This is a genomic window from Sorangium sp. So ce426 (genome assembly GCF_051475585.1).
GTDB classification, from domain to species: domain Bacteria; phylum Myxococcota_A; class Polyangia; order Polyangiales; family Polyangiaceae; genus Sorangium; species Sorangium cellulosum_B.
Window position 1 is genome coordinate 9,011,496 of the sequence record NZ_CP150341.1, and the last position, 24,160, is coordinate 9,035,655.

The window sequence follows — 24,160 nt, forward strand, 5'->3', positions numbered from 1 at the left end:
GCTACGCGGCCTCGAGGTCGTCGGGCTTCGGCGCCGCCGGCTCGTCCGCGGCGCGGCGCCTGTGCTCCCGGGCGATGCCGGCCACGACGCCGAGCCACACGAGCGCGAGGGCGATATTGACCATCGCGAAGTGGCGTGTGGAGAGCGCGAGCACCTGGCCGGCGATCACCCCCACGGCGGCGAGCACGTCGCCCGCGCGGACGACGAAGGTGTCGATGGCCGCCTTGGCGCTGTACTTGGCGTCGCGGCCGACCGGCAGGAAGAGCGCCTGCCGCGCTGTGTTCTGGATGGAGTAATCGGCGCTGTTCTCCGCGATCTTCGCGACGCGCACGACGGCGAGCGCCGGCAGGACGGCGAGGGACGCGTAGCCGAGCAGCGCGATGGCCGGGAGGATGAACAGGGCGAATCGCACGCCGAGGTACTTGAAGATGCGGGAGACGAAGAAGAGCTGCAGGACGACGCCGAACGTGTTGACCCAGTAAAAGAAATCACCCTTGAAGGTCCCGATGATCGCGCCGAGCGCCGCCTTTTTCCCCTTCTCGGTGCGCGGGTGGACGAGCCCCGCCCCGGCGCCCTCGACGACTTTGCCGCCTGCCTCGACGTCGAACGCGCCGCCCTTGACGGCGGCGATCTTCCCTTCGAGCAGGCGCGACGCCTGCGGATCGACGAGGTAGACCGGCGCGCCCGCCGCGAGCGGCGCGCCCGGGGCCGCGCCGGCGGGGGCCGCGTCCGGCGCGCCGCGCTGCTCGCTTCCCGTGTGGAGCGCGCTCGTGGCGGACTCGATCAGGGTGCGATCGAGGATGTACTCGCCTGTCGAGTTCACCCAGTTGAGGACGAGCGTCAGGCCGGCGATGAGGAGCAGATAGCGGTCGCCCGCGATGATCTTGAAGCCGCCCGCCGCGCCCCCGGGCGGCGCGTCGGCCTTGTCCGCGGCGCCCTTCGAGCCCGCGAGGTCGTCGCGGTGGACGAGGTAGGTGAGCCCCAGGCAGGCGAGCAGCACGCCCGCCGCGAGCAGCATCATGTTGTACGGGCCGATCGGCACGTAGACGCGCTTCGCGATCTGCGCGCCGAGCATGGCGCCGAGCGAGCTCCCGATGCCGACGATGGCGAAGAGCCGCTTGCCCTGCTCGGGCGTGTAAACATCGTTGGCGAAGGACCAGAACTGCGCGATCACGGTGAGGTTGAAGCAGCCCACCCACAGATAGAAGGGCACCCCGAGGGGGACGCCGAGGCGCGCGAGGAGGAAGAAGAGGACGAGGTTCGAGGCGAAGAAGAGCGTGAGCGCCGTGGTGAGCTGCATGCGCCCGAAGCGCCTGGCCAGGGCGCCATAGGCGCGGACCACGCCCACGAGCAGGAGCGCCTGGCCCGCCGCCGCGTAGGCCTTCACCTCGGCGCCGTCGAGGTCGAGCCGCCGCCCGCCGATCTCGAGCCCGCCGCCCGCGAGGATCAGCGGCTCGCGGACCACCTTGAGGAGGTAATAGCCCGTGAGCAGGAGGAATACGTTCAGCGTGAGGACGAGCACGCTGAAGACCTCGCGCGGCTTCACCTCGGCGAAGATCGCGAGGAGCCTGTGAAGCACGCCCCGGGCCCGTGTCTCGTTCTCGCCTGTGCTCGCCACCCGCCGCTCCATGCCCGGAAAACCGCCGTTCTGGCGGCACCGGCACAGGACCGATGCCGAGATGCCGAGCGCGGGAGGCTATCGAGCCTGGTCCCGGCCGGCAACCTCCCTCTCGCCGCCGGGCGTGTGAACCGCCGCACCCGCCGCGCAGTCGCGTGGACGCGCGACAGGCGCGCCGCGCAGACAGGCGTCTCCCGGGTCGGGAACTCCGCTATGCTCCCGCGCCGCGACGTGTTTCCGTGCGAGAGGCGAGGCGGATTGGGCACCAACGAGAAGGGACCGACGCGCGCGCTCGGCACGGCATTTCGGCGGCGCGTGGCCGCGCTCGCGAGCTGCGCCGCGCTGTCGCTGTGCGCCGAGGCACAGGCCGCGCCTCCGGCGGGGGGCGCCGCGCCGCCGCCCGTGGTCCCGGGGGCGCCACCGGCGGCGCCTCGCACATCGGCAGAGCCTGCTACGCCGGCGGCTCCTCGCGCGCAGGCAGAGCCTGCTAGACCGCCACGACCTTCCGCCGTGGCGCCGCTGGCGCCCGGCGCGAAGCGCCCTGTGCCGGACTACGACGGTCGCCCGGACGAGGTGACGAGCGCCGGCGACGCGCTGCTCTGGGTGCCGCGCGTCGTGTTCTTCCCCGCCTACCTCGCCAGCGAGTACCTGGTCCGGCGGCCGCTCGGCGCGCTCACCGTCGCGGCGGAGCAGGGCGAGTGGCTCAGGGAGCTCAAGGACATCTTCACCTTCGGGCCGAACGACAACATCGGTATCGTCCCGACGGCGCTCTTCGACTTCGGCTTTCGCGAGAGCATCGGCGTTTACTTCTTCTATGATGACCTGTTCGTCCCCGGCAACGAGCTCCGTGTCCACGCCGCGACCGGCGGGGTCGACTGGTGGAGGCTCACGATCGCCGACCGGATCCCCCTCGGAGAGCGCGCTCACCTGAAGCTCCGCGGCGAGGCGGACACCCGGCCTGACTGGCTGTTCTCCGGGATCGGCCCGAGCTCGCTGGAGCGCGACCGGGCCCGCTACAACGCCCGCAGCGTCGAGGGGACGGCGACGCTCCACGCCGATTTCGGGGCGTTCAGCTTCGTCGAGGCGATCACCGGCGCGAAGACGGTCGACTTCCACGACGTCTGTTGCTGGCGGACGGTCGGCGTCCGGGTCGCGCGCGGCCGTTATCCGATGCCCCCGTCGTACGACACCGGATATACGGCCTACCGGATCGGGGGCCGCGCCGGCCTCGACTCGCGCCTGCCGCGCCCGGCGCGGGGCAACGGCGTCCGGCTGGAGCTGTCCGGAGAGCACGCCGTCGACCTGGAGCGGCCGCTGGAGAGCCGGTGGATCCGCTATGGCGGCTCGCTGGGCGGGTTCGTCGACCTCACCGGGCACGATCGCATCGTGAGCCTCGTGCTCTCGGCGGCGTTCGCCGACCCGCTCGGCGCCGCGGAGGTCCCCTTCACCGAGCTCGCCGAGCTCGGCGGCGACGCGCCGATGCGGGGCTTCCGCGAGGGGCGCCTCCGCGGGCGGAGCGCCGCCGCGGCGACGCTCGAGTACCGTTATCCGGTCTGGGCGTTCGTCGACGGCACGGTGCAGGTCGCCGCGGGCAACGTGTTCGGCGAGCACCTCCGCGATTTCGATCTCGACCTTCTCCGCATGTCGTTCGTGCTCGGCCTGCGCACGAGAGGCGAGCGTGACCACTCCATCGATGTCCTGATCGGCTCGGCGACCGAGACCTTCGAGCAGGGGGCCGGCCTGCAGGAGCTGCGGTTCATGATCGGCGCCACCCACGGTTTCTGATCGAGCGACAGCGAATGTCCGGCGGGGACCTGAAGCCTCCCCTCGAACTTTCGGAGAAATTCACAGGGAGGCGGGGAGACGGGGAGTAAGATCCCAAAAATCTCCCCGTCTCCCCGCCTCCCTGTTCAATTTCTCTCTGAAAATGAGGGCAATTGTCAGGGTGAGGACCTCAGTTGGGCGGCTCGGCGTCTTCGGGGCGCTCGATGCCGACGAGCTTGTAGCCGCGGCGCGGGCCGAGGTCGTAGAGGTGGGCGCGCAGCGGACCGGGGGCCTGCCCGTTCAGGACATCGATGATGGCGTAGCGCGAGGGCGCGTCGTCGGGCGCGCCGCCGTCCGCGGCGATGTGGGGGAGCGCGAGGCACACGCGGCCGTCCGGCGAGGGGCGCACGACAGGCCGGGCGCGCAGGGCGAGCGAGTCGCCGGCGTACATCGCGGCCTCGTAGCGGAGGTCTTGCGGGCGCGCGACGCCGGTGCGCCGCGCGAGATCGACGCCGCACAGCGCCGCCGGCGAGGCCAGGGCGACGTCGGCGATGGGCGACAGGCGCGTCAGGTACCGCGCCATGATCGCGCGCTGCCGCGAGAGGAGCTTGCCGATCAGGAACGCTGTGTGGCGCGGCGCCGTGAAGTCGCCGGTCTTCACGGCGGCCTCGATGAGCTCCGGCGTGAAGCGCGCGAGCGTCCGGGCGGCCCAGGCGCCGTCGAGCTCGGTCATCCGCCCGAAGGCCGGGTTGGGGTAGCCGCCGCGCCAGGCCTCCGGCCGGAAATCGCGATCGCTGAAGAAGCCGAAGATGTCGCCCCGCGGATCGTGGCTCGCCCGGTCCCAGGGCCGCTCGGGGATGCCGAGCGTCACGAAGTCGAGGAGCGCGTACTCGGCGTCGAAGTAGAAGGCGTGGCCGAGGCGCTTCGAGATCTCCTCCCACTCCCACTCGCTGCCGAAGCAGTCGCCGAGATCGATGGTGTAGTGGCGCACGTGGCCCGGCGACGCGTCCTTGTCCTTCGGGTCCTCGGCGAGCCAGACATCCATCGAGTTCTGCTCGCGCGAGTCGAAGTGGTTGAGCCAGGCGGCGAGCAGGCGCCCCCCGCGCAGGTCGCGCCGGTCCTCGTGCGGGATGACGTCGTTCGGATCGTCCTCCCGGGTCCCCTCGTACCGGAACGGCCCGAGGGCGCGGCCCGGGAGCCAGCGCGAGGCGACCATGCGGACCCGGCCGCCACGCTTCGAGGCCTTGGCGAGCACGCCGTCGAGCGCCGCCTGATCGAAGGGCCTGGCGACACCGCTGTTGTCGGTCACGGTGAGCCCTGGCGACAGCTTCAGGACCGACGGCTTCAGGTAGACCACGCTGTCGCACGGCGCCCAGAAGCCGGCGGCGTGGTAGAGGCGCGCCGCGATGGCGGTCGCGCCGGTGGCCCGCTCGGGCTGGTCCGAGGGGTCGGCCTTGAGCATGAACTTGCCGACGCCCTCGACCTTGATCCGGAAGCCGGGGTTCGCGCCGTTCGGCTTGCCCATGTCGATGACCCAGGACCCGTCCGGCGCCTCGGGATCCAGCGTCCTGTCGCCGCACGGCCCGCGCACCAGCTCCTCGGCGGAGAGCGGCCGCTTGCCGATCCGGTTCGTGAACCAGCTGGAGTCCGGCACCTCGTCGACGCTGTTCACGTTGGCCGCCTCGCCCCCTGGCTCCACGGCGAAGAAGCGCGTCACCGGCCGGAAGACGAGGTTGTCGGCGGCGTCCCACGCGAACGAGGACTCGTAGGGAGCGGGCGAGCAGAGGCGGTGCTGCGGATCGTCGCTGGGCGCCTCGGGATCGGGCCGGCAGGGCAGCGAGACGGGGCTCAGGTCGGCGTCGCGCCAGACCGGATCGCGCAGGGGGAACCGGCGCACGTCGCCGCTGCACGCCGCGCTGAGCAGGGCGAGCAGCGGGAGAGCGCGGGTGAGCGGCGCCGTGAGCATCGGCGGGTGATGGTAGTGGAGAGGGCGGCCGCTCGGGGCGGTTTTCGGCGGGGTAGCGCGGGCAAGCGCCGGCGAGCGCGGGCTCGTCAGAAGCCTTCTTGCCGGAGCCGCGCGATCACGGAGCGGTAGAAGTCGATATAGAGCCAGGGGTTCCCGGCGCCAGGACTCTGTCCGAAGAGCTGGCCTATCTCGTCGAAATGGTCGGCCGGGATACAGCCCCAGAAGTCCCCCCACCGCGCGTCCCGCGCGCGCACCAGGCCGTCGTTCGGGAACGACTCGCCGATGCCGCCGTCGAGCAGGGTCTCGGTCAGCGACAGCAGCGGGTGGACCGGATCGAGGCCGTCGTCGAACTGCGCGACGAAGGGCGCCGGGGTGAGCGTCGAGCAGTCGCTGCCGCCGCGCGCGCGGTTCGTCCGCCCGCCGAAGGAGGCATAGAACACCCCGGGGGAATCGGTGAACCTCGCGTTGAACTCCGCGATGCCGGGCGTCGAGAACTGCTCGAGCGCCGCGAAGACGCTCGTCTCGTTGCCTATCTGATCGTAGAGCGGCGCGCCGATCGCGTTGATGAGATCGTCCAGGATGTCCTGCAGGCGCTCGTGGGCGACGAGCTCGAGCGCCACGTCGGCGACCTTCGAGCCCAGGTGGGGTGTGGCGACGGTGACAATCGAGGCGACGAGATCGGGCCTGTCGTGCGCGACAACGCGGGCGTCCAGCCCCCCCTGCGAGTGGGCGATGATGTTCACCTTCTCGTGGCCTGTCGCGTCCAGGATCTGCTCGATCCGCGCGAGCAGCTGCGCGCCGCGGACCTCGGAGCTGTTGAACGGGTCGACGGCGGGCGTGAAGACCGTCTCGCCGCTCTCGGCGAGGGCCTCTTTGAGGTTGTAGAAGTAGCTGACGTATCCCGCGCCCGCGAAGTCCTCGAATCCGAAGAAGCCGTGAGCGAGCACGATGGGATACGGCGGCCCGAGCTTGCCCGACGGCCAGCCGCCGCCGACTTCGCCCGGGTCGTCCGGGTCGTCCGACAAGCCCGAAGAGCTCGCCCAGCCGCCCGAGGCGGAGCCGCCGCCCGCGCCCGTGAGCACTTCGCCGGTGCTCGCCGGCGGATCGAACTGCTCCCCGGCCGCGCTGCAGCCCGCGAGGAGAACACACGAGGCGACCATCACCCACCCTCCCAGAGCAGCGGACACCCGCCGTCGCCTTCGACGAGCACCCGTGTGAGACTTGCACTTACGCGAACCGCCAACACACGATGACGAGACTGCCGACGAAGAAAGATCCAGCACGACCACCTCCTGCCGGAATCAGCTCAGACTCTGCTGATGGGATGCTGATGTCAAGCGCTGTCGGAAATTTGAACCATTCGTGGTGTGCAGCGCATTGCGTCGCGGGCGGCGGTGCGAGCGGCGGTCGACTTGCAGCTATGCGCCACGGGTTTTGACGCCGTGTTGGCGCATTGCGTCGCGGGTCGGCGTTATTTTTCCATGCGGAGGGGCGGGCTGGCTCCGGTAGGTTCGTGGGCCATGCGATCTGTCCAGAGCTCGTTTGCGCTTGTGCTGGTGGGTACCCTGGCCGCTTGCGGTGGCGCGGCGCCTCCTCCGTCGGAGCCGGATCGTGCGGAGGCCGAGGTGGCGGCTGCGGCGCCGGCCGCGAAGGAGGGTGAGGCGGCGGAGGGTGAAGGTGGGAAGAAGGAGGAGGACGCCGCGGCGGAAGCGTCACGGCAGATCCCGACGACGTGCGAGCAGCGGGGCAACGAGTGTCTGCCGCCGGTGGCGTTCGTGAAGCGTCTCTGCAGCGGGTTCCATCCGGACGTGGCGCTCACCCTGTTCGCGAAGGGGTCGCCGTTCACGCGCGGGTACCTGACGCGGGACACCGACGCGGTGAACGCCTCCGGCGGGTCGTCCTCGAACGACAAGCTGGTCTTCGATGAGGAGGTGCTGATCCTCTATCACCGGGAGCCGGAGACCGGGGGCATGGTCGTGAGCGGAGCCGGGGGCGGCTACGAGGTCCTGCGATGGGACGGGACGTGCGCCACGCTGATGGCGGAGGAGGTCCGGCAGCACGTGCCGCCGAAGCCGAAGTTCGCGGCGATCCCGTGGAAGAGCCTCGATCAGAAGACGCGCGACGCGTTCCTGGCCGACGAGAAGACGGGCAAGCTCATCATCGAGCGGAAGAGAGAGTGCAAGGGCGCGACGATGGGGGCGGTCACCGCGAAGTGCGAGAAGGTCGACAAGCAGATGGCGGCGGCGCTGATCGAGTACGTGCGCAAGGGCGGAGCGCTGCCGGCTCCGGGCCCGCTGCCCTGAGGGGCGGCGGGCGGGGGCGGGGCGCTTCCGGATGGGGTGGGTGGGAGCGCCGCCGGGCCGATGGGGAGCGGGGGACTGCGGTCGCGGGGGTACCGCGGTCGCGGTCGGCTACTCCGGCTTGTCCTTGGGCGCCACGTAGTCGGGCGGGAGCTGCGCGGCCTCGTTCCCGCCGGTGAAGAAGTACTTGTCGAGCTCGGTCATCCAGATCCGCTGGCCGGCCTCGGAGATGAGGTCGAGGCGGTACTCGTTGATGAGCATCTTCGAGTGCTCGAGCCACATCCGCCACGCCTCCTTCGAGACGTTGTCGAAAATCCGCTTGCCCAGCTCGCCCTTCAGCGGCGGCTTCTCCAGCCCCTCCGCCTCACGGCCGAGCTTCACGCACTGGACCATCCTCGCCATAAGTTGCCCGACTCCTTTTCCTTTTCGCGGGCTTCTTAGCCGACCCGCGAGGAGCCGTCGAGAGCGCGAGGCGTGCCGGCGAGGTCAGCCGGCGGGGCTGGCCAGAGAGGGGCCCGACCGAGCTGGCGGGCGAGCGGCGGCAGCAGGTTGAGGCAGGGGCGGAGGGCAAGGCTGACGGAGGTGCCTGGAGGCAGCAGCAGGCAGGAAAGCCGGGAGGATCGGACCGATGAGCCCCGACCGACGCACGGCGCCGTCCGCGACGGCGTCAGCGACGGAACGATCTGGCGCCGAGGGGTTGACGGCAGCACGGTTTCTAGCAATATTCGGTCCGTCTGAACGAACCACGAGGGGGCGATCGGCTTCGACGTGGGGACTGAAGGTCTGTCTGCGTGCTGGCGGCTCCTGCTCCGCCTATCAAGCGGGACGTTACAAGTGCGAACGACAACGCATACGCTGTCGCGGCCTAATAACCGCTAAGCCATCCGAGGAGAAGGTCGTCCTAGTACTCTAAGGGTGTCAACCACAGGGCTGGGTCGCGTGAGGACGCCCTCGATAACGCGGCCGAGATTCAGTGAGGGATAGGTCGTAGCCGAATCTACGAACGCCGTCGCCGGCGCATGGCGACTACGCACGTGAACGAAGGTAGACTGGATGCCTTGCGGACCCGGGTTCGATTCCCGGCGCCTCCACCAAGAAGACACGGCGAGAGCCGTGTCTTCTTGCTTTTGTGGGATCTGCGGGTGACCTGACAAAGTTTGGCGGGGGTCTGGGCGGGGCTGGACGGTGTGAGGCGGGGCATCGGCAGCGGATAGCCACAGCCGAACCGGCGAAACGGAACGGAACGGAGCGGGATGGCCGACTGGGGGGCCCGCGACCGGATCCCGGATCCGCCCTGCTGGAAACCGGGACCAGTGGAGCAGGAGCGGATGCAGGTGGACCGGCGGCGACCCCGATCTCCCTACCCACCTGAGACGAGTCTGCCGAGCGGGCTCTTCTTGACACGGGACGGTATCTCCGCTGACCTCGCAGAGGGAGGTGGCCATGAGGATGGCTCAAGCGGCCATGAGGGCCGGAGAGACGCGCTCTCGGCGCGGACCGCATCCGTCGGCGCGTAGGGTTGTGCCGTCGGATCTTCTGTCAACGAGACGGACGTCTCGTTGTCAATCTTCGCGAACGCTCTGGACTCCAAGCATGACGACGCCGCCCGTACCCTCCACAGAACGCTCCAACGGGAAACCATCGCGCTTGGCGACCCTGGAGTATCTCGACCGCGACGCCGCCCTCGCCCCACCAGGTGCCAGGATCCGCGGGGTTGCCGATGCCCCGCCCTCGCCGGGTCTCCGCAGCGGCGTCCTATCTTCGGAGATGCGCAGATAGGTCGCGGAAGTCGCTGCCTATTCACGGGAATACGCAGATATGCCGCGGAGCGTCGCGACCTATTCGCGGGAATACGCAGATATGCCGCGGCGCTTCGCCGCCTACATTGTATAACCCGCCGCTAGGCGCTGCGACGCAACTGATTGCGACGTTGGGCGGACCACGGTTACGCACACGGAGACCTAAAGATATGACCACGACAGCCGGACGCGGACTCCGACGGGCGGCCGCTCTCGCCTGGCTCGCTGTCGCCGCGGTCGCCGGACTTGGCTGCCGCGACCGAGAACGGGCTGTCGCAGAAGACGCAGCGCCAACACCGGCCCAAACTGCAGAAGCTGCGGATGGCCGGCAGCCCACCGGCAGCCCACCAAGTGCGGATCCGCGCATCCCGGCGTGCCGCCGCGCCTTCCGAGAGGAGGAGCCTTTGCTCCTCCCTCACTCCTTCGCCGAGTTCACGCTGTGCGACGTGCTCGTAGCGATTTTTCCGGACTTTGACACATCGGTTGAGCGTTCGGCGGCAGCAGGAGGTACTGTACGTGTCGATCGCGTTCGGCAGTGGGTCCTTTCGGCGCGGACGCTACTGGTAGTTGCGCACTACATTGGCGAAGATGCGGACGCGGAGTTCGTCTGCGGAGGTTGCCGGGTGAACCCGCGGCTCGCCGTGCTAGAGCGTTCGGGAACTGCGCTTACGTTGGTAGCGCGGGGCACAGTGCCAGGCTGGGATCCCGACGGTTTGCTTTATGGGCGTACCGAGTTCGATTCCCGTTCGTACTCTTTTCAAGGTGACGAAACTCTGCTTGGGATGCGAACGCCGTGGTCCTACGGCATGATGGGCGGGACGACGCGCTTGAGTCTTTTTCGTCTTGAGGGCACTCAGCTGTCACTCGTCTTCGACGATAGGCTCGAGTGGGTGGCGTCCGGCATGGGTCTCGAGGACGATGACGTTGTCAGTGTAGCAGTGTCGCAGCAAAGGCGCGCGTCCGGCCCCGACGACATCGTGCTCACGGTCCATCAGGCCCGGTGCCGCTGGGAGGAGTACAAGCGGGTTTGCGGTCCCAAGAAGCTGGCCGCACAGCAGCGGTGGCGGTTCGACTCTAAGCAGTATCGGCAGATCAGTGGGAAGCCAATGCCGATGCCCCAGCTCTTTCGTACTCGTTGGGGCTGGTGAGAGATCCCGCTCGTGCCGCGCCAAGCCGCCCAACGGCGGCATGCTGCCGACGGGCGCTCCGCGCCCGCGGTAGATGCCGCAGGCGCTAGGCCGCTTACGCGCCGGAGTGCTCGACCTCCTTGTCTCTGCTGCAGCGAGCAGCCGCCCGAGCGAGCAGCCGCCCGATGGTCTCGTGGGCGATGCGAGCCGCCTCGACGTCGCCCGCGGCGAGCGCCGCCCGCATGCCTTCCGCGAGCTGGCTGAGCAGCAGCGTCCGCGGGTCCGCCGGTTTCGTCCACGATTCGTCCGCCTGACGCGGTTTCGCGCACTTAGCCGCCGTCGACGGCACCGTTGCCGCTCCCGACTCATGCCGAAACCTACGCGATCCCTGCGGATCCCGTCCCTCGGCAGGCGTTTCGATTCCCGGCGCCTCCACCAAGAAGACACGGCGAGAGCCGTGTCTTCTTGCTTTTGTGTGACCTGACAAAGTTTGGCGGAGGTCTGGGCGGGGCTGGACGGTGTGAGGCGGGGCATCGGCAGCGGATAGCCATAGCCGAACCGGCGGAACGGAACGGGGGGGATGGCCGACTCGGGGCCCGCGAGCCGGATCCCGAATCCACCCTACTGGAAGCCGGGACCAGTGGAGCCGGGCCGGATACAGGTGGACCGGCGGCGACCCCGATCCCCCAACCTGGCGGAGACGAAGCTGCCGTGCAGGCTCCTCTTGGCACGGGACGGTATCTCCGCTGACCTCGCAGAGAGACGTGGCCATGGGGGTGGCCGTAGGCGTTCGGCAGAGCACATCCCAAGGGTGGATCGAGCGGTAATCAGGACCAGGGAGACGCTCTCTCGGCGCGGACCGCACCCGCCGGCGAGTGGGGTTGCGCCGCCCGGTCCTACGAGCGCGCAGAGCGCTGGCCGCTCAAGAGACCCATGAAGCTGCTGACGCCCTCGGCTAGCCACCCTGCCGTGTGCGCTCCACCGCAAGATCGATCGTCCTGCCCGGCTCCGCGCCAGACGCGCGCCGAGCAGCGGCCCGGTCCTCTCGTGGGTGAGGAGCGCTGCCTCGATATCGCTCGCCGCGAGCGCCACCCCGGCTGGCGCTACCCGCCAGGGCGGCTGCGCCGAGCCCCGAGGTGAACGACGCCGCTCATGTCGGCGCCGGGCGTGCCGAAGCAGGCGCCGATGGTCTCGTGGGCGATGCGCGCCGCCTCGACGTCGCCTCAGCCTGGGCTACCCGCCGCGCCGGGGGAACCGCCCATCGGTCGCCATGGGCGTGGCCCCTCGCGGCGCGCGCCGGGGTCGGCGATACGGGACGCGGAGCGGCGGCCCATCTTCGGAGATGCGCAGATAGGTCGCGGAAGTCGCTGCCTATTCACGGGAATCCACCGATATACCGCGGAGCTTCGCGAGCTATTCACGGGAATACGGAGATTGGCCGCGGCGCCTCGCCGCCTACATGCTATGATCCGCCGCTAGGCCCTGCGACGCAACTGATTGCGACGTCGGGCAGGCGACGGGACAGCCATCTACTTCGGGAGACGCATGACTCGCACCAAGGTTTTCCTCGGTTACATCGCAGCGGCTCTTGCATCGAGTCTTGTAGCGGCTTCCTGCGCGCGACGGGAACAGTCGGAGTCCGGAAGTGGCGAACCAGCTGCTCCGTCGCACGCGCCTTCTGTAGCGAAGTCCGCGAACAAGGATCCCGAGAGGTCCTCCGGCGAGGTGGAACCAAGCCCGGAGCCCACGCTTCAGCCACGAGTCGCGGACGATTTACCTCAACCTACGCCTCGCTCCCCTCCGATCCTCGAGGCGGACCCGAATTCGAAGGGAGTGAGAATGGGCAAGCCGCTTTTTTCCTGCTACTACGTGAGTTTTGCTTGGGGCAGTAAGGCTTACGGGAACGTCCTTGATGATCAGGGCCGAATTTGGTTCTACGACCTGGGAAGGCCCTGGGATCCCCAACCCGCCGGGGACGGACTCTATCTGGAGACCGGGCTGAGAGAGCGATTCAGAAATCCCGTCCTCCAGTCGCGCCGCGTTCCTCCTGCGCAGCTGGCCGACATGCGGAAGAAGGCGGAGATCGCTCGAGGCGGTCGAATCGAGGAGAAGCACATGGCGCGCGATCTGGGCAGCGCCGGCTGCGAGGCCTACCTGTGGGAGAGATCCGACGCGTACCGGGAAGTTAAGCTCGGCAGCCGTGGCGGCCATGAGACTCGCAACTCTAGCTTGGAGGCCGGCCATCTCCTAGAGTGGCTACGGGAAGAAGTCGGCATCGGCATCGCTCCGCAGTTCCGGCAGAAGTAATGGTTCCGAAAGCGTACACGAAGCTGCCCAACGCACGGCTGCTCACCGACGAGCGATTCCGTGGCGCCTGCGGCGCCCCTCCGTCGCTCGCGGGTGAGCCGAGCGGTGGGCAGTTGCACGTGGAGGGACGTTTCGGAGATCAGCCCGCTCTCGGGGAGGATCGCCTCTGGCGGGATCGTGATCGGCGACGGTCCTTTCGGCGCGGCGCGGAGGTCAACGCCGCCGACAATATGGGGATGCCATTGGCTGGAATCCCCTAGTCTTGGAAGCCCATTGAGATCGCAGCGGAACCGGGTTTGCCCGGGTTCGCGTTCAGATCGCCAGCGCCTCCACCGTCACCAGGGATGCCGAACTTGATAGGAGAGTCGGGCTCGACGTTGGGGCCCAGGTCGGCGGTATGTGCCACCGCAAGAGAGTGTCCTCCGTGACCTCCCCCGCCCCGGCCGCCGTTGCCGCCTTTCCCGCCATCGCCACCACGGCAGCCTGGCTGCGACCCAGCCCTGTTACCTCCGCCAGTGCCGCCGTACCCACCGACGCCGCCGTACTGGCCCTTTCCGCCTCGCCCGCCGTTGCCGCCCCGACCCGTGATGATGCTGGTTTTACTCACGTGGACGCTGGCGTGGTAAGACAGAATCCCGATGCTGGATCCGCCTGGACCGCCGCCCTTGCCGGGCTCGCCGCCGCAGCCGCCAGCACCGCCGGAACCGCCCGAAGCGCCGCCCTGTGCCGCTCCTGTGCCGCAGAACATGGCTCCGCCGCGCGAGCCGCCTCCACCGCCGCCGCCGTAGCCGTGCTGCCCCGTCTGGCCATCCTCGCCAGCGCTGCCTTCTAGCCCCGTGTCTGTGAGCCTCCCCTGCCCTGACGCACCGTTGCCGTTCGCGCCGTCATCCCCCACCATGCCGCGCGTTCCATCTGTGCAGGACATGACGTCTTGCCCGGTTCCACCGAAGCCGTACGCCATCGGGTTGGTGACTGGCAAAGGGTCGCCACTTTCGCCGTCGCCACCATCGCCCTTGGTACCGACGCCGCCCATCCCGCCTGAGGAAACACCGTCGTCACATGAGGTGGTGCCCCGCGCCCCTCCCGTCACGACATCAGCAGAGCACGCTACGGCTCCCGGGTTCCCTGGTGCCCCCTCCCGCGCTGATTCGGCGCCTCCGTCAGCGCCAATGGCCCCATCTGCACCGTCACCGGCCACGATCTCGCTCAGGCGCACGTCCACCGTCACGCCCGGCAGAGCGCGCATGGCGATGGAAGAGCCGCCCGGAACCGTGGCGTCGTGCGCGACCATCCGCATCCTGGTGAGCGCCGTGGCGACGGAGCTTCGGGGTTCGGACTCGGCAGCATCGTCCGCAACGGTGAGCGGGATCCGGTTCGGTCCTGGAGCGATCGTGGTGAGCTCGCCGAGCGGATGCAGCGGCCAATGTTTACGGGGATCGCGACAATTGAGCCCACCCCATACCTTCATACCTGCTGGCACGCGCACTTCTACGTTGAAACGATCGGCACACACGTAGACGCGCATTCCATGGTCGCGGGCGAGATCGAACGCACGCGCGAAGGTGGCCACGGGATTCTCTCGCGTGCCCGGATCATCGTCGCGGCCATCCACGGTCAGATAGATACCCTCGCAGTCGACCGGCCGGCTGGGAATACCGTGATCGGCATTGCAGTCTACCACCGGTGTGCACGTGAGCGTTTCCTCGCAAGGTTCCCAAGCTCCCGGATCAGCACTGCACCCGAGCGTCCCGATCCCCGCAGACATGGCGACAACAAGCAGCCGAGGCCATTCCTCGGACGCTTCATGCCACCGGTTGCGCCTCGACAGTGAGCTCATCATCCTCTCTCCTCGTATCGATGCCACCTACTCTGGCGCAGCGGGGTTTGGGTCGTTCGGATCGTCGGTAACGAAGGGAAGAAACTCGGCCACCACGCCATCGTCACCCGCGCTCTCGGTGGCGCCTGGGTCGCCACCAGGTCCACCCTTGCCCGCGGTTCCGAGCGCGAACGTCGCCTCGACCTCCTCCCGCGTCACCTCCGTGGCCCCCAGATACGCGATGCCAACCGAATGGCCGCCGAGCCCGCCGCCTCCGCCGCCTCCGGGCCCCCCGTTGCCACCATCGCCGCCGCGGCACCCTGGAAGTGTGTCAGGCACCGCTCGTCCGCCATCGCCGCCGGGGGCTCCACTACCCCCCGGCAGCCCCGCCCCGCCCGCCCCACCCCGGCCGCCGCGTCCCGTCTCGATCGTCGTCCCACGGATCTTGATCTTGGACCCCCTCGTGGCGATGCCGATGCTCGCGCCCCCGGCAAAGCCACCTTTCCCCGGCTTGCCGCCGCAACCGCCAGAGCCGCCAGAACCGCCGAATGCACCCCCGATCGGGCCTGCGCCGCAGGCCATGGAACCACCCCTCGCGCCACCGCCCCCACCGCCCCCCTGGCCAGGGCGCCCGAATTTGCCGTCCTGTCCCTTGCCCAGAGTAACACCCCACCTGACGGCGCCTGGGCGCCTCCCTCCTTGACCCTGCGCACCAACGGCACCGTCGAGGCCGCGCTGCCCATCGCTGCACGCCGTACTTCCCACCTGGCCCACGCCTCCGGCACCGGCGCCGGTCGGGTTGGGATCTGGGAGAGGCTCCCCGTTCCCAGCTCCGGAGCCCCGATCCACGAGCCCGAGGCCGCCCTCGCCGCTGGCCGATCGCCCGTCGTCGCACTCGGTCGTAACGGCCGGCGTCCCTGCCATGGCGTCCGCCGTACACGCGTCCGCCCCCGAGTGTCCTGGCGTTCCATCGGATGCTGCCGCGCCCTCAGCCGCGGCTCCAGGCTCGCCGTCTGCTCCGTCTCCAGCGACGATGCGGCTGTCGATCACTTCGATCTCACTGCCATCACGGAGGTAGATCGGAATCGAGCTTCCGCCCGGCTTTCCACCACGCCCGGTGATGACCTCGCTCGCCATGAGCTTGAGCTGGACCCCTTGGAGGGTTGCTATCCCGACGGATCCTTTTTGGACGTGGTCCACATCGTTGCCGTCGGGGGCCAGGAACCGCAGGTTGGCAAACGTAAGTCCCTGTCCGCCAAACCGCACCACCTGCGGGACGGGCCCCTCCGGAGCAACGACAGTCCTCGCGCTGGCACCGAGGTGCCGCCAGCCGTTCGCGCAGTCGAACCCGCCCCAGATGCTTATGCCGTAAAACCCAAGCGTTTCTTCGAAAGTTTCCGCGCACGCGTAGACGCGGTGGCTGCCCATGTCTGCAAGTTCGAGGGCTTTCGAGAAGGTCTTCACCGGCTCCGCGCGGCTGCCGGGGTTCGCGTCGTCTCCCAGGCTTGAGCTAACGAAAATACCGCATCCGTCTTCCGGCGTTCTCACCAAGGGGTCATCGTCGCAGACGGGTACCCTATCCGGACCGGAGGAACACCCGCACAAGAAGGCAGCGATTCCGTACGCGAGCGCGATGGGCACCATGATAGCCACCCCGCGCCGACTTTTCGATGAGGTATCCATGACCTGGAGCTCCACGTTCGTCACCATGCACCGATTAGTATCAGCCCCGCGTGCTGTCCGCTCACCGTCGGAACGACACGCACGCCATCGCTGGGCGGCGAGGTTCGGTCCACGAGCAGAGACGCGAGCGTCAGCACACCGATCGCGCCGCCGGACGCAAGGGTCACCCAGCCGGCTTTCTTCAGGAGATCCCGCTTCCCTTGCAGGTCACGCAGCTCCGAGCACGCGCGCGGTGCGTCCGGGCGGGCACATCGGCTCGCGTCCTCGTCTGCGCCACGCAGCGCGGTAGCTCGGTCGCGGAGCTCATCCTCGGTGTAGGCACTCCAGATCAGCAACCCGCCGCCGGCTGCCATCGTCGCCCCTGCCACGACCGCGCCAGCGATGCGCAGCGTCGACGCCGTGGAGGACGGCTCCACGGAAGACGACGCCCAGGCGCCTGGCGCGGAGCTCTTGGTTGAGGTTCCCTTCGCAGGGGTGCCCGGCGCTGCGGCGCGCGGTACCTGCAGCGAGATGGTCGTCGGCTTCCCGGCCTGCGCGTCGAACGACGCGAACGCCTCCTCATGGCCCGCCAACCGGGCCCGCACCATGTGCTGACCGGGCTCCAGGAATAGCCTGTAGGTCCGCGCTGGCGCGCTGATCGGCTTTCCGTCGATGAGCACCTCGGCGTCCGGCGGGTCGACAGACAGGTAGAGGGTCGCGACATGCGACGCTGCCTTGCGTTGCCCGGCCTCGAACCGCAGCTGTAGTTCAAGGGGCAGGACGTTGCGCTGCTCGAGGCTCCAGGCGAGATGCTCCGCAGCATCACGGTACTTGCGCAGCTCGAGCTCACACAGGCCGAGCTCTCCGGCGATCTCCGCGCGCTCCTTCTCCGTGTTCGACGCCGGGTCTGTCGCCTGGAGCGCCGCATCGTAGGCGCCGTGAGCCTCGGTCCACCGACCTCCGTCACGGGCTGTCTGCGCACGGCGAACATGGTCCTTCACCGTCGAGCTGCCGCTTCGCTCCAGCGTCGAATAGATGTCCTCGGCGCTGGCGGGGCTCGTGTAGACACCAGCGGCGCCAAGCATCAGGCAGAACAACAACGAAGGCGCAACGTCACGCATGCGGGGACCGTACTTACGCAAAGCGCGCGGCGTCAACCGCGACAAATTCGCAGGGAAGGAACACTTTGCCAGGCAATGATCGGCCCGACGACGCAAAGGCGCCGGTCGACCCGCCGAGCAGTGGAGCCGCCCAGGTACGCATTCCACAATAGCGCACATTATCCGACCAAAGTTGACCGACCCTTCTCTTTCTTGAACCCTTCGGGCCAGCTCAGGGGTGCTACCAGCTGTGGGCAAAGCCAGCACGAACTCCCCCCCACTTCGAGCGCTTCCGCCGCCTCATCAGGCGGGTCGGTGTCCCCGCGCGACACGCCGAGGACCTCGCGCAGGAAACGCTCCTGCGGGACTGGGAGGCGAGAGCGCGGATCGAGACGGGCGCAGATCCAGCGCCGTACTCCGTCACCATCGCACTGAACCTCGCCCGCAGCCACCTGCGGGACGCGAGCCGTCGGGGTGAGGTCTTGACCCCGTTCGACGAGCACGACCTCCGCGGGGACCAACCGAGCCCGGAAGCCTTGCTCCGGAGGCAGGAGCGGGAAGCGACCATGCGCGACCTGATCGAGCAGGTCGAGCCCAAGTACCGCGACCTCTTGATCAAGCACGAGCTCGAGGAGAAGTCGCTCGCCGAGATCGCCGCCGAAATGGGGCTCAAGCTGGACACGGTGAGGAGCCAGCACCGCAGGGCACGCGAGCAGCTGGAGGAGGCGAAGCGGCGCTGGATGGCGCAGCAAGAATTCGGGGGGCTGGGACAAGGTGCCCTGCGTCCCTGTGGCGTTCGGCCTGTTCCGTCGCTCGTGGTGGACAACCGCGCTGCGCCTGCAGAAGGTCGGGGCAACGGTCTTCGCGCAGGCTGCGCTCGTCGTGCTGACAGGCACCGTCGTCGCGACAGCGCCACACTCGTCAAGCTCGGCCAGTACGACCCCGCAGTTACGGCCGGCAGCGATCCACGCCGATGCGGCCACACGCCCGCAGCAGCACACCGCGCCGCCCCTCGACCAGCCAGACGCACGCCGCGCGGTCGCCGCGGCCTCGCCGCCGCTGCAGGGCGGCATCCCGGCACCCGGCGAGAATGCACCGGCCGCAAAGAACGGCAAACCCGCTTCGCCGGCCGCAACAGCTGCACGTTCCTCGCCGCCCGTCCGCGCCGTACGCACGGTCGCGAGCGAGCGCGAGAAGGACCTGATCCTCCAGGCGCGCAAGGCCATTGAGGCCTACAACGCCAGAGCTGACGTCGAGGCGCGACGCCTGCTCGACATGCACGCCATGGAGTTCCCTCGGGGTCAGCTGGCCCGGGAGCGCGAGGCGCTGCTGCTGCAACTTCGCTGAATCGGCTGCGGCCCTGGCGACAGATAGCCAGTGGTGGAGACAACGGCGTCCTCGAGCGACGCCAGGCCGAGCTCCGCCCTGCGCCGGGCCAGGAGAACGAGCACGTTCATGACACGCAAGGAAGCCGTGGCGGAGCATAGGCACACGTCACGGGTATCGCCGGCGATCACCCCGCGGGGCGGCGTCGGGAGCGGCCTTCTCGGGTGCCTCGATCGCCCGGGAGCGAGCGCGACGCACGGCGTCGAATGGATCGCTCCCGCGACCGTCGAACGCCGCGACAGCGCGACCCCGGCGACGAAAACGTGCGCCGGCGGGCGCGTACAGGTCGGCAGTTCGGAACAGGAGAGTTGTATGCGGCTGAATTGGTTCGGGAGCACCGTCGTGGTGATGTCGATGATCGTTGGTTGTGGAGGCGACGACAAGGGCGCTGGGGAGCAAGCGCAAGGGGCTGGGGGGCAGGGCGAGGGCGGGGCCGGCGGGAGCGCGGGCAGCGAGACCGGCGGGGACGGACAGGGGCCCGCCGACTGCCCAGAAGCGCAGGTGTCCTGCAATGGCGCGTGCCTCCCCGTGGGCGTGTCGGCCGGCGGCTGCACGGTGCTCGCGCACGCCGGGAAGCTCGTGTCCATCGATCACGGCATCGCGGTCGACGCGTCGCACGTGTACTGGGTCGAGCAGCTCACACACACCGCCGTCGCGCGCGTGGCGAAGGCGGGGGGAGGGCGCGAGGAGATCTACAATTCACCCAATGTCCCCCTGTCCGTCGCGGTGGACGAGAAGAACGTGTATTGGGCCGAAAACTCGGTCACGCACTGGGTCCGCGCGATGCCGAAATCGGGCGGTGCCGTGTTCGATCTGGTGACGTTCGTCGACGACTTTGGCCGCATCGAGGATGTCGTGACCGATGGCGAGCGCGTGTTCTTCACCCAGGAAGGGCGCTCGGGGCCGCTCGAGGTCAGGAGCGTCGGGCTCGACGCCGGGGACGAGGTCGTGCATGGTCCAGCCGGCGACATCTCCAGCACGACGCTGGCCCTGGATTCCGGGTTCGTCTACTGGCAATCCGTCGAGTTTTTCGACAAGGACGAGATCCTGCGCTCCCCCCGGACCGGCGGCGAGCCGCAGGTGACCGTGACCGTGGGCGGTGGCACCCTCCTGGGCTTCGCGATCAGCGGCGAGTTCATTTATTACATGAGCCCCGGCGCGATCTGGCGCGTGCCCGTATCCGGCGGCGATCCGACCGAGGTGCTCTCGTCCCCCGACGTGGAGGGCACCTTCTTCGTCGCCCACGCACAGGCGCTCTACTGGGCCTCGTCCGGAGCGCTGTGGCGCGTCGGCGTGGACGGGAAGAACCCCACCCAGCTCGTCAAGACCGACGATTCCATCTCCCACATCGCGGCCGACACGAGCGGCGTCTACCTGGCCATCAACAAACGACCGGGATCGTCTTCGGACGGGTTCATCGTCAGGGCCGAAGACTGAGGGCGGATCGCGCCGTTCGCCTTGAGCGGCGCGGCGCGGAAGGCGCGGCGGTACGCCTGCGGGCTCGTGGTCACGAGCCGCTGGAAGTGCTCGCGGAAGGCGGTCGGCGAGCCGAACCCGACCCTCGCTGCGATCGACTCCACCGAGTGCGCCGTCGTTTCGAGCAGCTGCTGCGCGCGGCGCACGCGGGCACGGAGCAGCCACTGGAGCGGCGTGGTGCCGGTCTGCTCGCGGAAACGGCGGCTCAGCGTGCGCACGCTGAGGGCCGCGCGCCGCGCGATGTCTTCGAGCGTGAGCGGCTTGTCGAGGCTCTCCTCGATCCACCGCAGCAGCGGCTCGAGCGACGAGCCGTCCGGCGCGGGCGGCTCGTGGAGGATGAACTGCGACTGCCCCCCGTCACGCTCGAGCGGCATCACCGAGAGCCGCGCCGTGTCCGCGGCCACGGCCGAGCCGTAGTCGAGCCGCACCATGTGGAGGCAGAGGTCGAGCGCCGCCGCGGCGCCCGCCGACGTCAGAAACTGCCCCTCATCCACGTAAAGCACCTTCGGGTCGACGCGAATGGCCGGGTGGCGGCGCGCGAGCTCGTCCGCCGCGAGCCAGTGGGTCGTGGCGCGGCGCCCGTCGAGCAGCCCGGTCGCGGCGAGGAGGAACGCCCCGGTGCAGATGGAGGCGACGCGGGCGCCCGAGGCCGCCGCCGCGCGGACCGCGTGCAAGAGCGCCTCCGGGACCGCGGCGCTCACCCCGGCGACGCCCGGAAGGATGATGGTGTCCGCTCGCGCCAGCTCGTCGAGGCCGCAGCGCACCCGGAGATCGAACGCTCCGGCGCTCACCTCGCGCGTCACCCCGCAAACACGGACTTGATACCCGGCCCGACCCCCGGGCAGCCGGACACGCCCGAACACCTCGCAGGGCGTCGACAGGTCGAAGGGGATGACCCCGTCCATCACGACCACAGCCACGACATGCATGGCTGAAAGATGCTTGATGATCCACTTCATGCCAACGGTTTTATGATCCGCCGCGGGTCCGGGACGTCGGGCTGGCCAGAAGCCGTCGAAGATTGGCACGAACGCCCCTCGCGGGGCCGTCCCCGCTGTGCCATATCCCACCCGTGCCATACGCCGAGCGATGACGGCTCGATGCCACTGGCATCCGGGGCATCCCCGCGCTTGCGAGCCCCTCCGGCCGTCTCACGCCTCGGAGTCGTCGAGGTCATCTTGACAAGGCGAACCGTGAAGAGCGCCTCGCGCCGCGCCATGGAGCCCCCTCATGCCCGCTTACCAGATTCTACGGTTGATCAAGTTCCTGGGCGTCATCCTGTACGCGGGCGGCCTCATTGGCAGCTTCGTCGCCACGGCGCACGCCGATCGCAAGCGCGCCGTCCACGCCGTGGCCTCCCCGGGGCTGGTCGTCACGTGGATCGCGGGATACCTGCTGACCACGCAGCTGCAGGTCCCTTTGATGGAGCTCTGGGTCATCGCAGGGCTCGTCCTGTCGCTGGTCTCGCAGCTCGCCCTCGTTCACAGCGTCGCGCGCGACCGGCGCACGCTCGGCGCGTTCGTCTCGACCTTCGCCCCTCTCTTCGTGGTGCTGCTGATGATGGTCTTTCGGCCCACCTGGTCTGACGTCCGATCATGAGCGCGCTTCGCACCCTGCGCGTCGTCGGCTTCCTGGAAGGGCTGTCGTTCCTGGTCCTCCTCACCGTCGCGATGCCGCTCAAATACATCTTCGGCCTGCCGGTCGCGGTCCGGATCGCCGGCAGCGCCCACGGGCTCTTCTTTCTCCTCTTCGTCTCCGCGCTGTTTCGCGCGGCCACCGAGCGCGAGTGGCCGCGTCGCCGTTCGCTCACGGCGCTCCTCGCGTCGCTCGTACCGGGCGGGACCTTCGCGCTGGATCGGACGTTGAAGCGCGAGATCGAGGGCGAGGCGGGGACCGCGCCCCATGGCTGACGCCGCGGCATCGGCCTCTTGACGATGGCCACGGCAGCGCGCTCTCCTCGACGAGCGCCCCGATCCGCGCCTGGATTTCGATCTCTCGCTGCGCGTCGATCGGCTCGAGAAGCCCGAGCTCACGCCGGTCTACCGGACGGCGGTGGGTCGGTTCGTCAGGCCGGGCGATCCCGAGGCGAGCCCGCTGTTCCGCCGGTTCCACCGCGACGGGGTGTTCCTGGCGAGGATGCCGCCGGTCGCCACGGAAACCGTCGATCCAGCTGGGCTGTCCTTGCTTCAACGCTGGATCCAGGGTGTGTGATGCACCGACGGTCTTGATGACGCCGGCCACGTCGTAAGCAGCCGAGGTGTGGCGCCCCGTTCACGCGTCGCGTCTCGCGCTGCGATTTGGACGGAAAATTCGCATGGATCGGGGAGGTACGAGCTTTGCTCTCACCGCTGTCATGAGGAATTGCTTTCGTTCGCTGGTTCTCGTGGGGGCTCCTTTCATCTTCGTCGCGGGCTGCGGCGGAGCGGATGGCGACACGAACGCCGAGGGCACCGCGGCGCCGGCAACCCCGTCGACTCCGGCGGAGGTAGACACCACCTATGAACAGATCGGGCGCGGCTGCGGCGACGACGGCTCCCTCGTTCGCTCGCTGGCGCACGTCCCCGCGCTCGCCACCAACAACCTCTGGATTGCCCCAGACAACGACGCCGCCGGCCTGACCGCGTCCAGGAACGACAATGGCTGGGGAGCGAGCATGGGCGTCTACGAGCTCGGGTTCGAGTCGATCGGGGACAACATGGAGAGCCACTCCGCCGAGCAGGCCGCACGGTGCGACGCGGTCAGCGAGATCTTCGGCCCCGCCGGGGACGGCGCGCGGCACCGCTTCCTCAACGTCCTCGTCTACGCCGGCGATCACCCGCACGCCGAGGCGATGCCCGCCGAGGGGCTCCCCGCTGCGGTCGAGGCGCCGGTCCGCCTGAAGGGCTATCTGGACGTGGCCACGGGCACGCGCGAGGAGATCGAAGACGGCGTCGTGTACCGGGACGCGCAGCACCAGTACCTGCCCATCTACGTTCGCTGCGAGAAGCCCATGAAGATCACCTACGAGGAGCGCCTGTTCTCGCGCGAGGAGGTCGAGGCGCTGAAGCTCGACACCCGCGTCTGTCGCCCCGTCGGCGAGGACGGCCACGGCTGCCTCTCCGAGCGCCCGCAGCCGATCGAGGGTGCGTGCACGTTCGTGGCGGCCGACGCGAAGTACGTGGCGACGAGCGGCGAGGAGCACAACCTATCGCTCGGTGGCCGCATCGAGCGCGGCGAACAGCTCAGCTACACGATCACGGTCGACCGCTTCGCCTTCCGCTGAACGAGGGTCCTCGGTCAGGGAGCGTGACGTCGGAGCGCTGGATCAACCGGGAAGCGCGGCGGTCAGGTCCAGCTCGACCAGCTGACCGGTGAAGCCGAGCGAAGCGACCCCGAGCAGGGTGCTGGCCGTACCGAAGGCCGGGCCGAGCGCCGAGTCGTTCAGTCGCTGCCACACCGCGCCCAGCACCTGGTCGTCGTCGCTGACCACGTAAATCACCGAGCGCACCACGTCGGCGGGCCGCGCCCCGGCCGCGTTCAAAACAGTCAGCGCGTTCGCTGCCACCTGGTCGGCCTGCGCGAGGTAGTCGCCCGCGCCGACCACGTTGCCGTCGAGGTCGAGCGGGCACTGGCCGGCGAGGAAGGCCAGCCGGCCTGCCTCGACGATCGTGACGTGGTGATAACCGGGAGTCCGGTGGACGTCGGGCGGGTTGATCTTGACCAGGCGCATCGAGGGGGAAGGAAAAGCAACACAATTCGAGGAGGTCAAGGGCCGTGCGCGCGATTGGCTGTCAAGGCGCACGAGGAACTGCCGGCGGACGAACCGGCGGCGCGCCTCAGGAGGAAACGACCGAGCCGGC

The 24,160-nt window shown here is 69.1% G+C and carries 20 protein-coding genes, 1 other RNA gene and 1 pseudogene; 12 read left to right on the top strand and 10 right to left on the bottom strand.

Annotated elements, in window-relative coordinates:
* Position 1: 1 nt before the first annotated feature.
* Positions 2-1,618, bottom strand: coding sequence for an NTP/NDP exchange transporter (locus WMF44_RS33595; protein WP_437294133.1), 1,617 nt, complete (start codon positions 1,616-1,618; stop codon positions 2-4).
* Between the two features lie 510 nt (positions 1,619-2,128).
* Between WMF44_RS33595 and WMF44_RS33600 the strand changes: the two genes are divergently transcribed.
* Positions 2,129-3,403: a BamA/TamA family outer membrane protein gene (locus WMF44_RS33600; protein ID WP_437294134.1), complete on the top strand. Its 1,275-nt coding sequence runs from the start codon at positions 2,129-2,131 to the stop codon at positions 3,401-3,403.
* A gap of 169 nt (positions 3,404-3,572) precedes the next feature.
* Here the strand turns inward: WMF44_RS33600 and WMF44_RS33605 are convergent, their stop codons facing one another.
* Both WMF44_RS33605 and WMF44_RS33610 read right to left on the bottom strand, forming a co-directional pair.
* Positions 3,573-5,348 (bottom strand): hypothetical protein, encoded by a 1,776-nt coding sequence (locus tag WMF44_RS33605; protein WP_437294135.1) that lies wholly within the window; start codon positions 5,346-5,348, stop codon positions 3,573-3,575.
* An 86-nt stretch (positions 5,349-5,434) separates the two neighbouring features.
* Positions 5,435-6,535, bottom strand: a complete 1,101-nt coding sequence (locus WMF44_RS33610) for an esterase/lipase family protein (protein ID WP_437294136.1) — start codon at positions 6,533-6,535, stop codon at positions 5,435-5,437.
* Between the two features lie 333 nt (positions 6,536-6,868).
* On the opposite strand from WMF44_RS33610, the gene WMF44_RS33615 reads away from it, so the two are divergent.
* Entirely contained in the window at positions 6,869-7,651 is a 783-nt protein-coding gene (locus WMF44_RS33615; RefSeq protein ID WP_437294137.1) for a hypothetical protein, read from the top strand.
* A gap of 108 nt (positions 7,652-7,759) precedes the next feature.
* On the opposite strand, the gene WMF44_RS33620 is transcribed toward WMF44_RS33615, so the two are convergent.
* Positions 7,760-8,050 (bottom strand): oxidative damage protection protein, encoded by a 291-nt coding sequence (locus tag WMF44_RS33620; protein ID WP_272095228.1) that lies wholly within the window; start codon positions 8,048-8,050, stop codon positions 7,760-7,762.
* Between the two features lie 347 nt (positions 8,051-8,397).
* On the opposite strand from WMF44_RS33620, the gene ssrA reads away from it, so the two are divergent.
* Both ssrA and WMF44_RS33630 read left to right on the top strand, forming a co-directional pair.
* Positions 8,398-8,742, top strand: a transfer-messenger RNA (tmRNA) gene (gene ssrA / locus WMF44_RS33625).
* A 1,109-nt stretch (positions 8,743-9,851) separates the two neighbouring features.
* Positions 9,852-10,595, top strand: a complete 744-nt coding sequence (locus tag WMF44_RS33630; protein WP_437294138.1) for a hypothetical protein — start codon at positions 9,852-9,854, stop codon at positions 10,593-10,595.
* Positions 10,596-10,689: 94 nt separating this feature from the next.
* On the opposite strand, the gene WMF44_RS33635 is transcribed toward WMF44_RS33630, so the two are convergent.
* Complete coding sequence (locus WMF44_RS33635) at positions 10,690-10,923, bottom strand: hypothetical protein (RefSeq protein ID WP_437294139.1); 234 nt, start codon at positions 10,921-10,923, stop codon at positions 10,690-10,692.
* A gap of 1,490 nt (positions 10,924-12,413) precedes the next feature.
* Between WMF44_RS33635 and WMF44_RS33640 the strand changes: the two genes are divergently transcribed.
* The gene (locus tag WMF44_RS33640) at positions 12,414-12,881 is read left to right on the top strand and encodes a hypothetical protein (protein WP_437294140.1); all 468 of its coding nucleotides are present in this window, start codon (positions 12,414-12,416) and stop codon (positions 12,879-12,881) included.
* A gap of 256 nt (positions 12,882-13,137) precedes the next feature.
* Here WMF44_RS33640 and WMF44_RS33645 read toward each other — a convergent pair whose 3' ends face one another.
* The 3 genes from WMF44_RS33645 to WMF44_RS33655 are packed head-to-tail and all read right to left on the bottom strand — an operon-like array spanning position 13,138 to position 17,480.
* Complete coding sequence (locus WMF44_RS33645; protein WP_437294141.1) at positions 13,138-14,721, bottom strand: hypothetical protein; 1,584 nt, start codon at positions 14,719-14,721, stop codon at positions 13,138-13,140.
* Between the two features lie 24 nt (positions 14,722-14,745).
* Positions 14,746-16,407, bottom strand: a complete 1,662-nt coding sequence (locus WMF44_RS33650) for a hypothetical protein (RefSeq protein WP_437294142.1) — start codon at positions 16,405-16,407, stop codon at positions 14,746-14,748.
* Positions 16,401-17,480 (bottom strand): hypothetical protein, encoded by a 1,080-nt coding sequence (locus WMF44_RS33655; RefSeq protein ID WP_437294143.1) that lies wholly within the window; start codon positions 17,478-17,480, stop codon positions 16,401-16,403. The genes WMF44_RS33650 and WMF44_RS33655 overlap by 7 nt, the downstream gene beginning before the upstream one ends.
* A 281-nt stretch (positions 17,481-17,761) precedes the next feature.
* On the opposite strand from WMF44_RS33655, the pseudogene WMF44_RS33660 reads away from it, so the two are divergent.
* From WMF44_RS33660 to WMF44_RS33670, 3 genes and pseudogenes are all read left to right on the top strand, one after another.
* A pseudogene (locus WMF44_RS33660) lies at positions 17,762-18,127 on the top strand (RNA polymerase sigma factor); the annotation flags it as partial.
* A gap of 121 nt (positions 18,128-18,248) precedes the next feature.
* Positions 18,249-18,806, top strand: a complete 558-nt coding sequence (locus tag WMF44_RS33665; RefSeq protein ID WP_437294144.1) for a hypothetical protein — start codon at positions 18,249-18,251, stop codon at positions 18,804-18,806.
* A 351-nt stretch (positions 18,807-19,157) separates the two neighbouring features.
* The gene (locus WMF44_RS33670; RefSeq protein ID WP_437294145.1) at positions 19,158-20,282 is read left to right on the top strand and encodes a hypothetical protein; all 1,125 of its coding nucleotides are present in this window, start codon (positions 19,158-19,160) and stop codon (positions 20,280-20,282) included.
* Here WMF44_RS33670 and WMF44_RS33675 read toward each other — a convergent pair.
* Positions 20,216-21,250 (bottom strand): GlxA family transcriptional regulator, encoded by a 1,035-nt coding sequence (locus WMF44_RS33675; protein WP_437294146.1) that lies wholly within the window; start codon positions 21,248-21,250, stop codon positions 20,216-20,218. The two genes, WMF44_RS33670 and WMF44_RS33675, sit on opposite strands and share 67 nt — an antisense overlap.
* Before the next feature lie 301 nt (positions 21,251-21,551).
* Between WMF44_RS33675 and WMF44_RS33680 the strand changes: the two genes are divergently transcribed.
* From WMF44_RS33680 to WMF44_RS33695, 4 genes are all read left to right on the top strand, one after another.
* Positions 21,552-21,920 carry a hypothetical protein gene (locus tag WMF44_RS33680; protein WP_437294147.1) on the top strand — a complete coding sequence of 123 codons (369 nt, stop codon included), beginning with the start codon at positions 21,552-21,554 and terminating at the stop codon, positions 21,918-21,920.
* The gene (locus WMF44_RS33685; RefSeq protein WP_437294148.1) at positions 21,917-22,231 is read left to right on the top strand and encodes a DUF3817 domain-containing protein; all 315 of its coding nucleotides are present in this window, start codon (positions 21,917-21,919) and stop codon (positions 22,229-22,231) included. Before WMF44_RS33680 ends, WMF44_RS33685 begins: the two co-directional genes overlap by 4 nt.
* Before the next feature lie 142 nt (positions 22,232-22,373).
* A complete protein-coding gene (locus tag WMF44_RS33690) occupies positions 22,374-22,532 on the top strand; it encodes a hypothetical protein (protein WP_437294149.1) in 159 nt (52 codons plus the stop codon).
* A 172-nt stretch (positions 22,533-22,704) separates the two neighbouring features.
* Positions 22,705-23,583: a hypothetical protein gene (locus tag WMF44_RS33695; protein ID WP_437294150.1), complete on the top strand. Its 879-nt coding sequence runs from the start codon at positions 22,705-22,707 to the stop codon at positions 23,581-23,583.
* Between the two features lie 42 nt (positions 23,584-23,625).
* On the opposite strand, the gene WMF44_RS33700 is transcribed toward WMF44_RS33695, so the two are convergent.
* On the bottom strand, positions 23,626-24,030 hold the full coding sequence (locus WMF44_RS33700; RefSeq protein WP_437294151.1) for a RidA family protein: 405 nt from the start codon (positions 24,028-24,030) through the stop codon (positions 23,626-23,628).
* Positions 24,031-24,160: the final 130 nt, after the last annotated feature.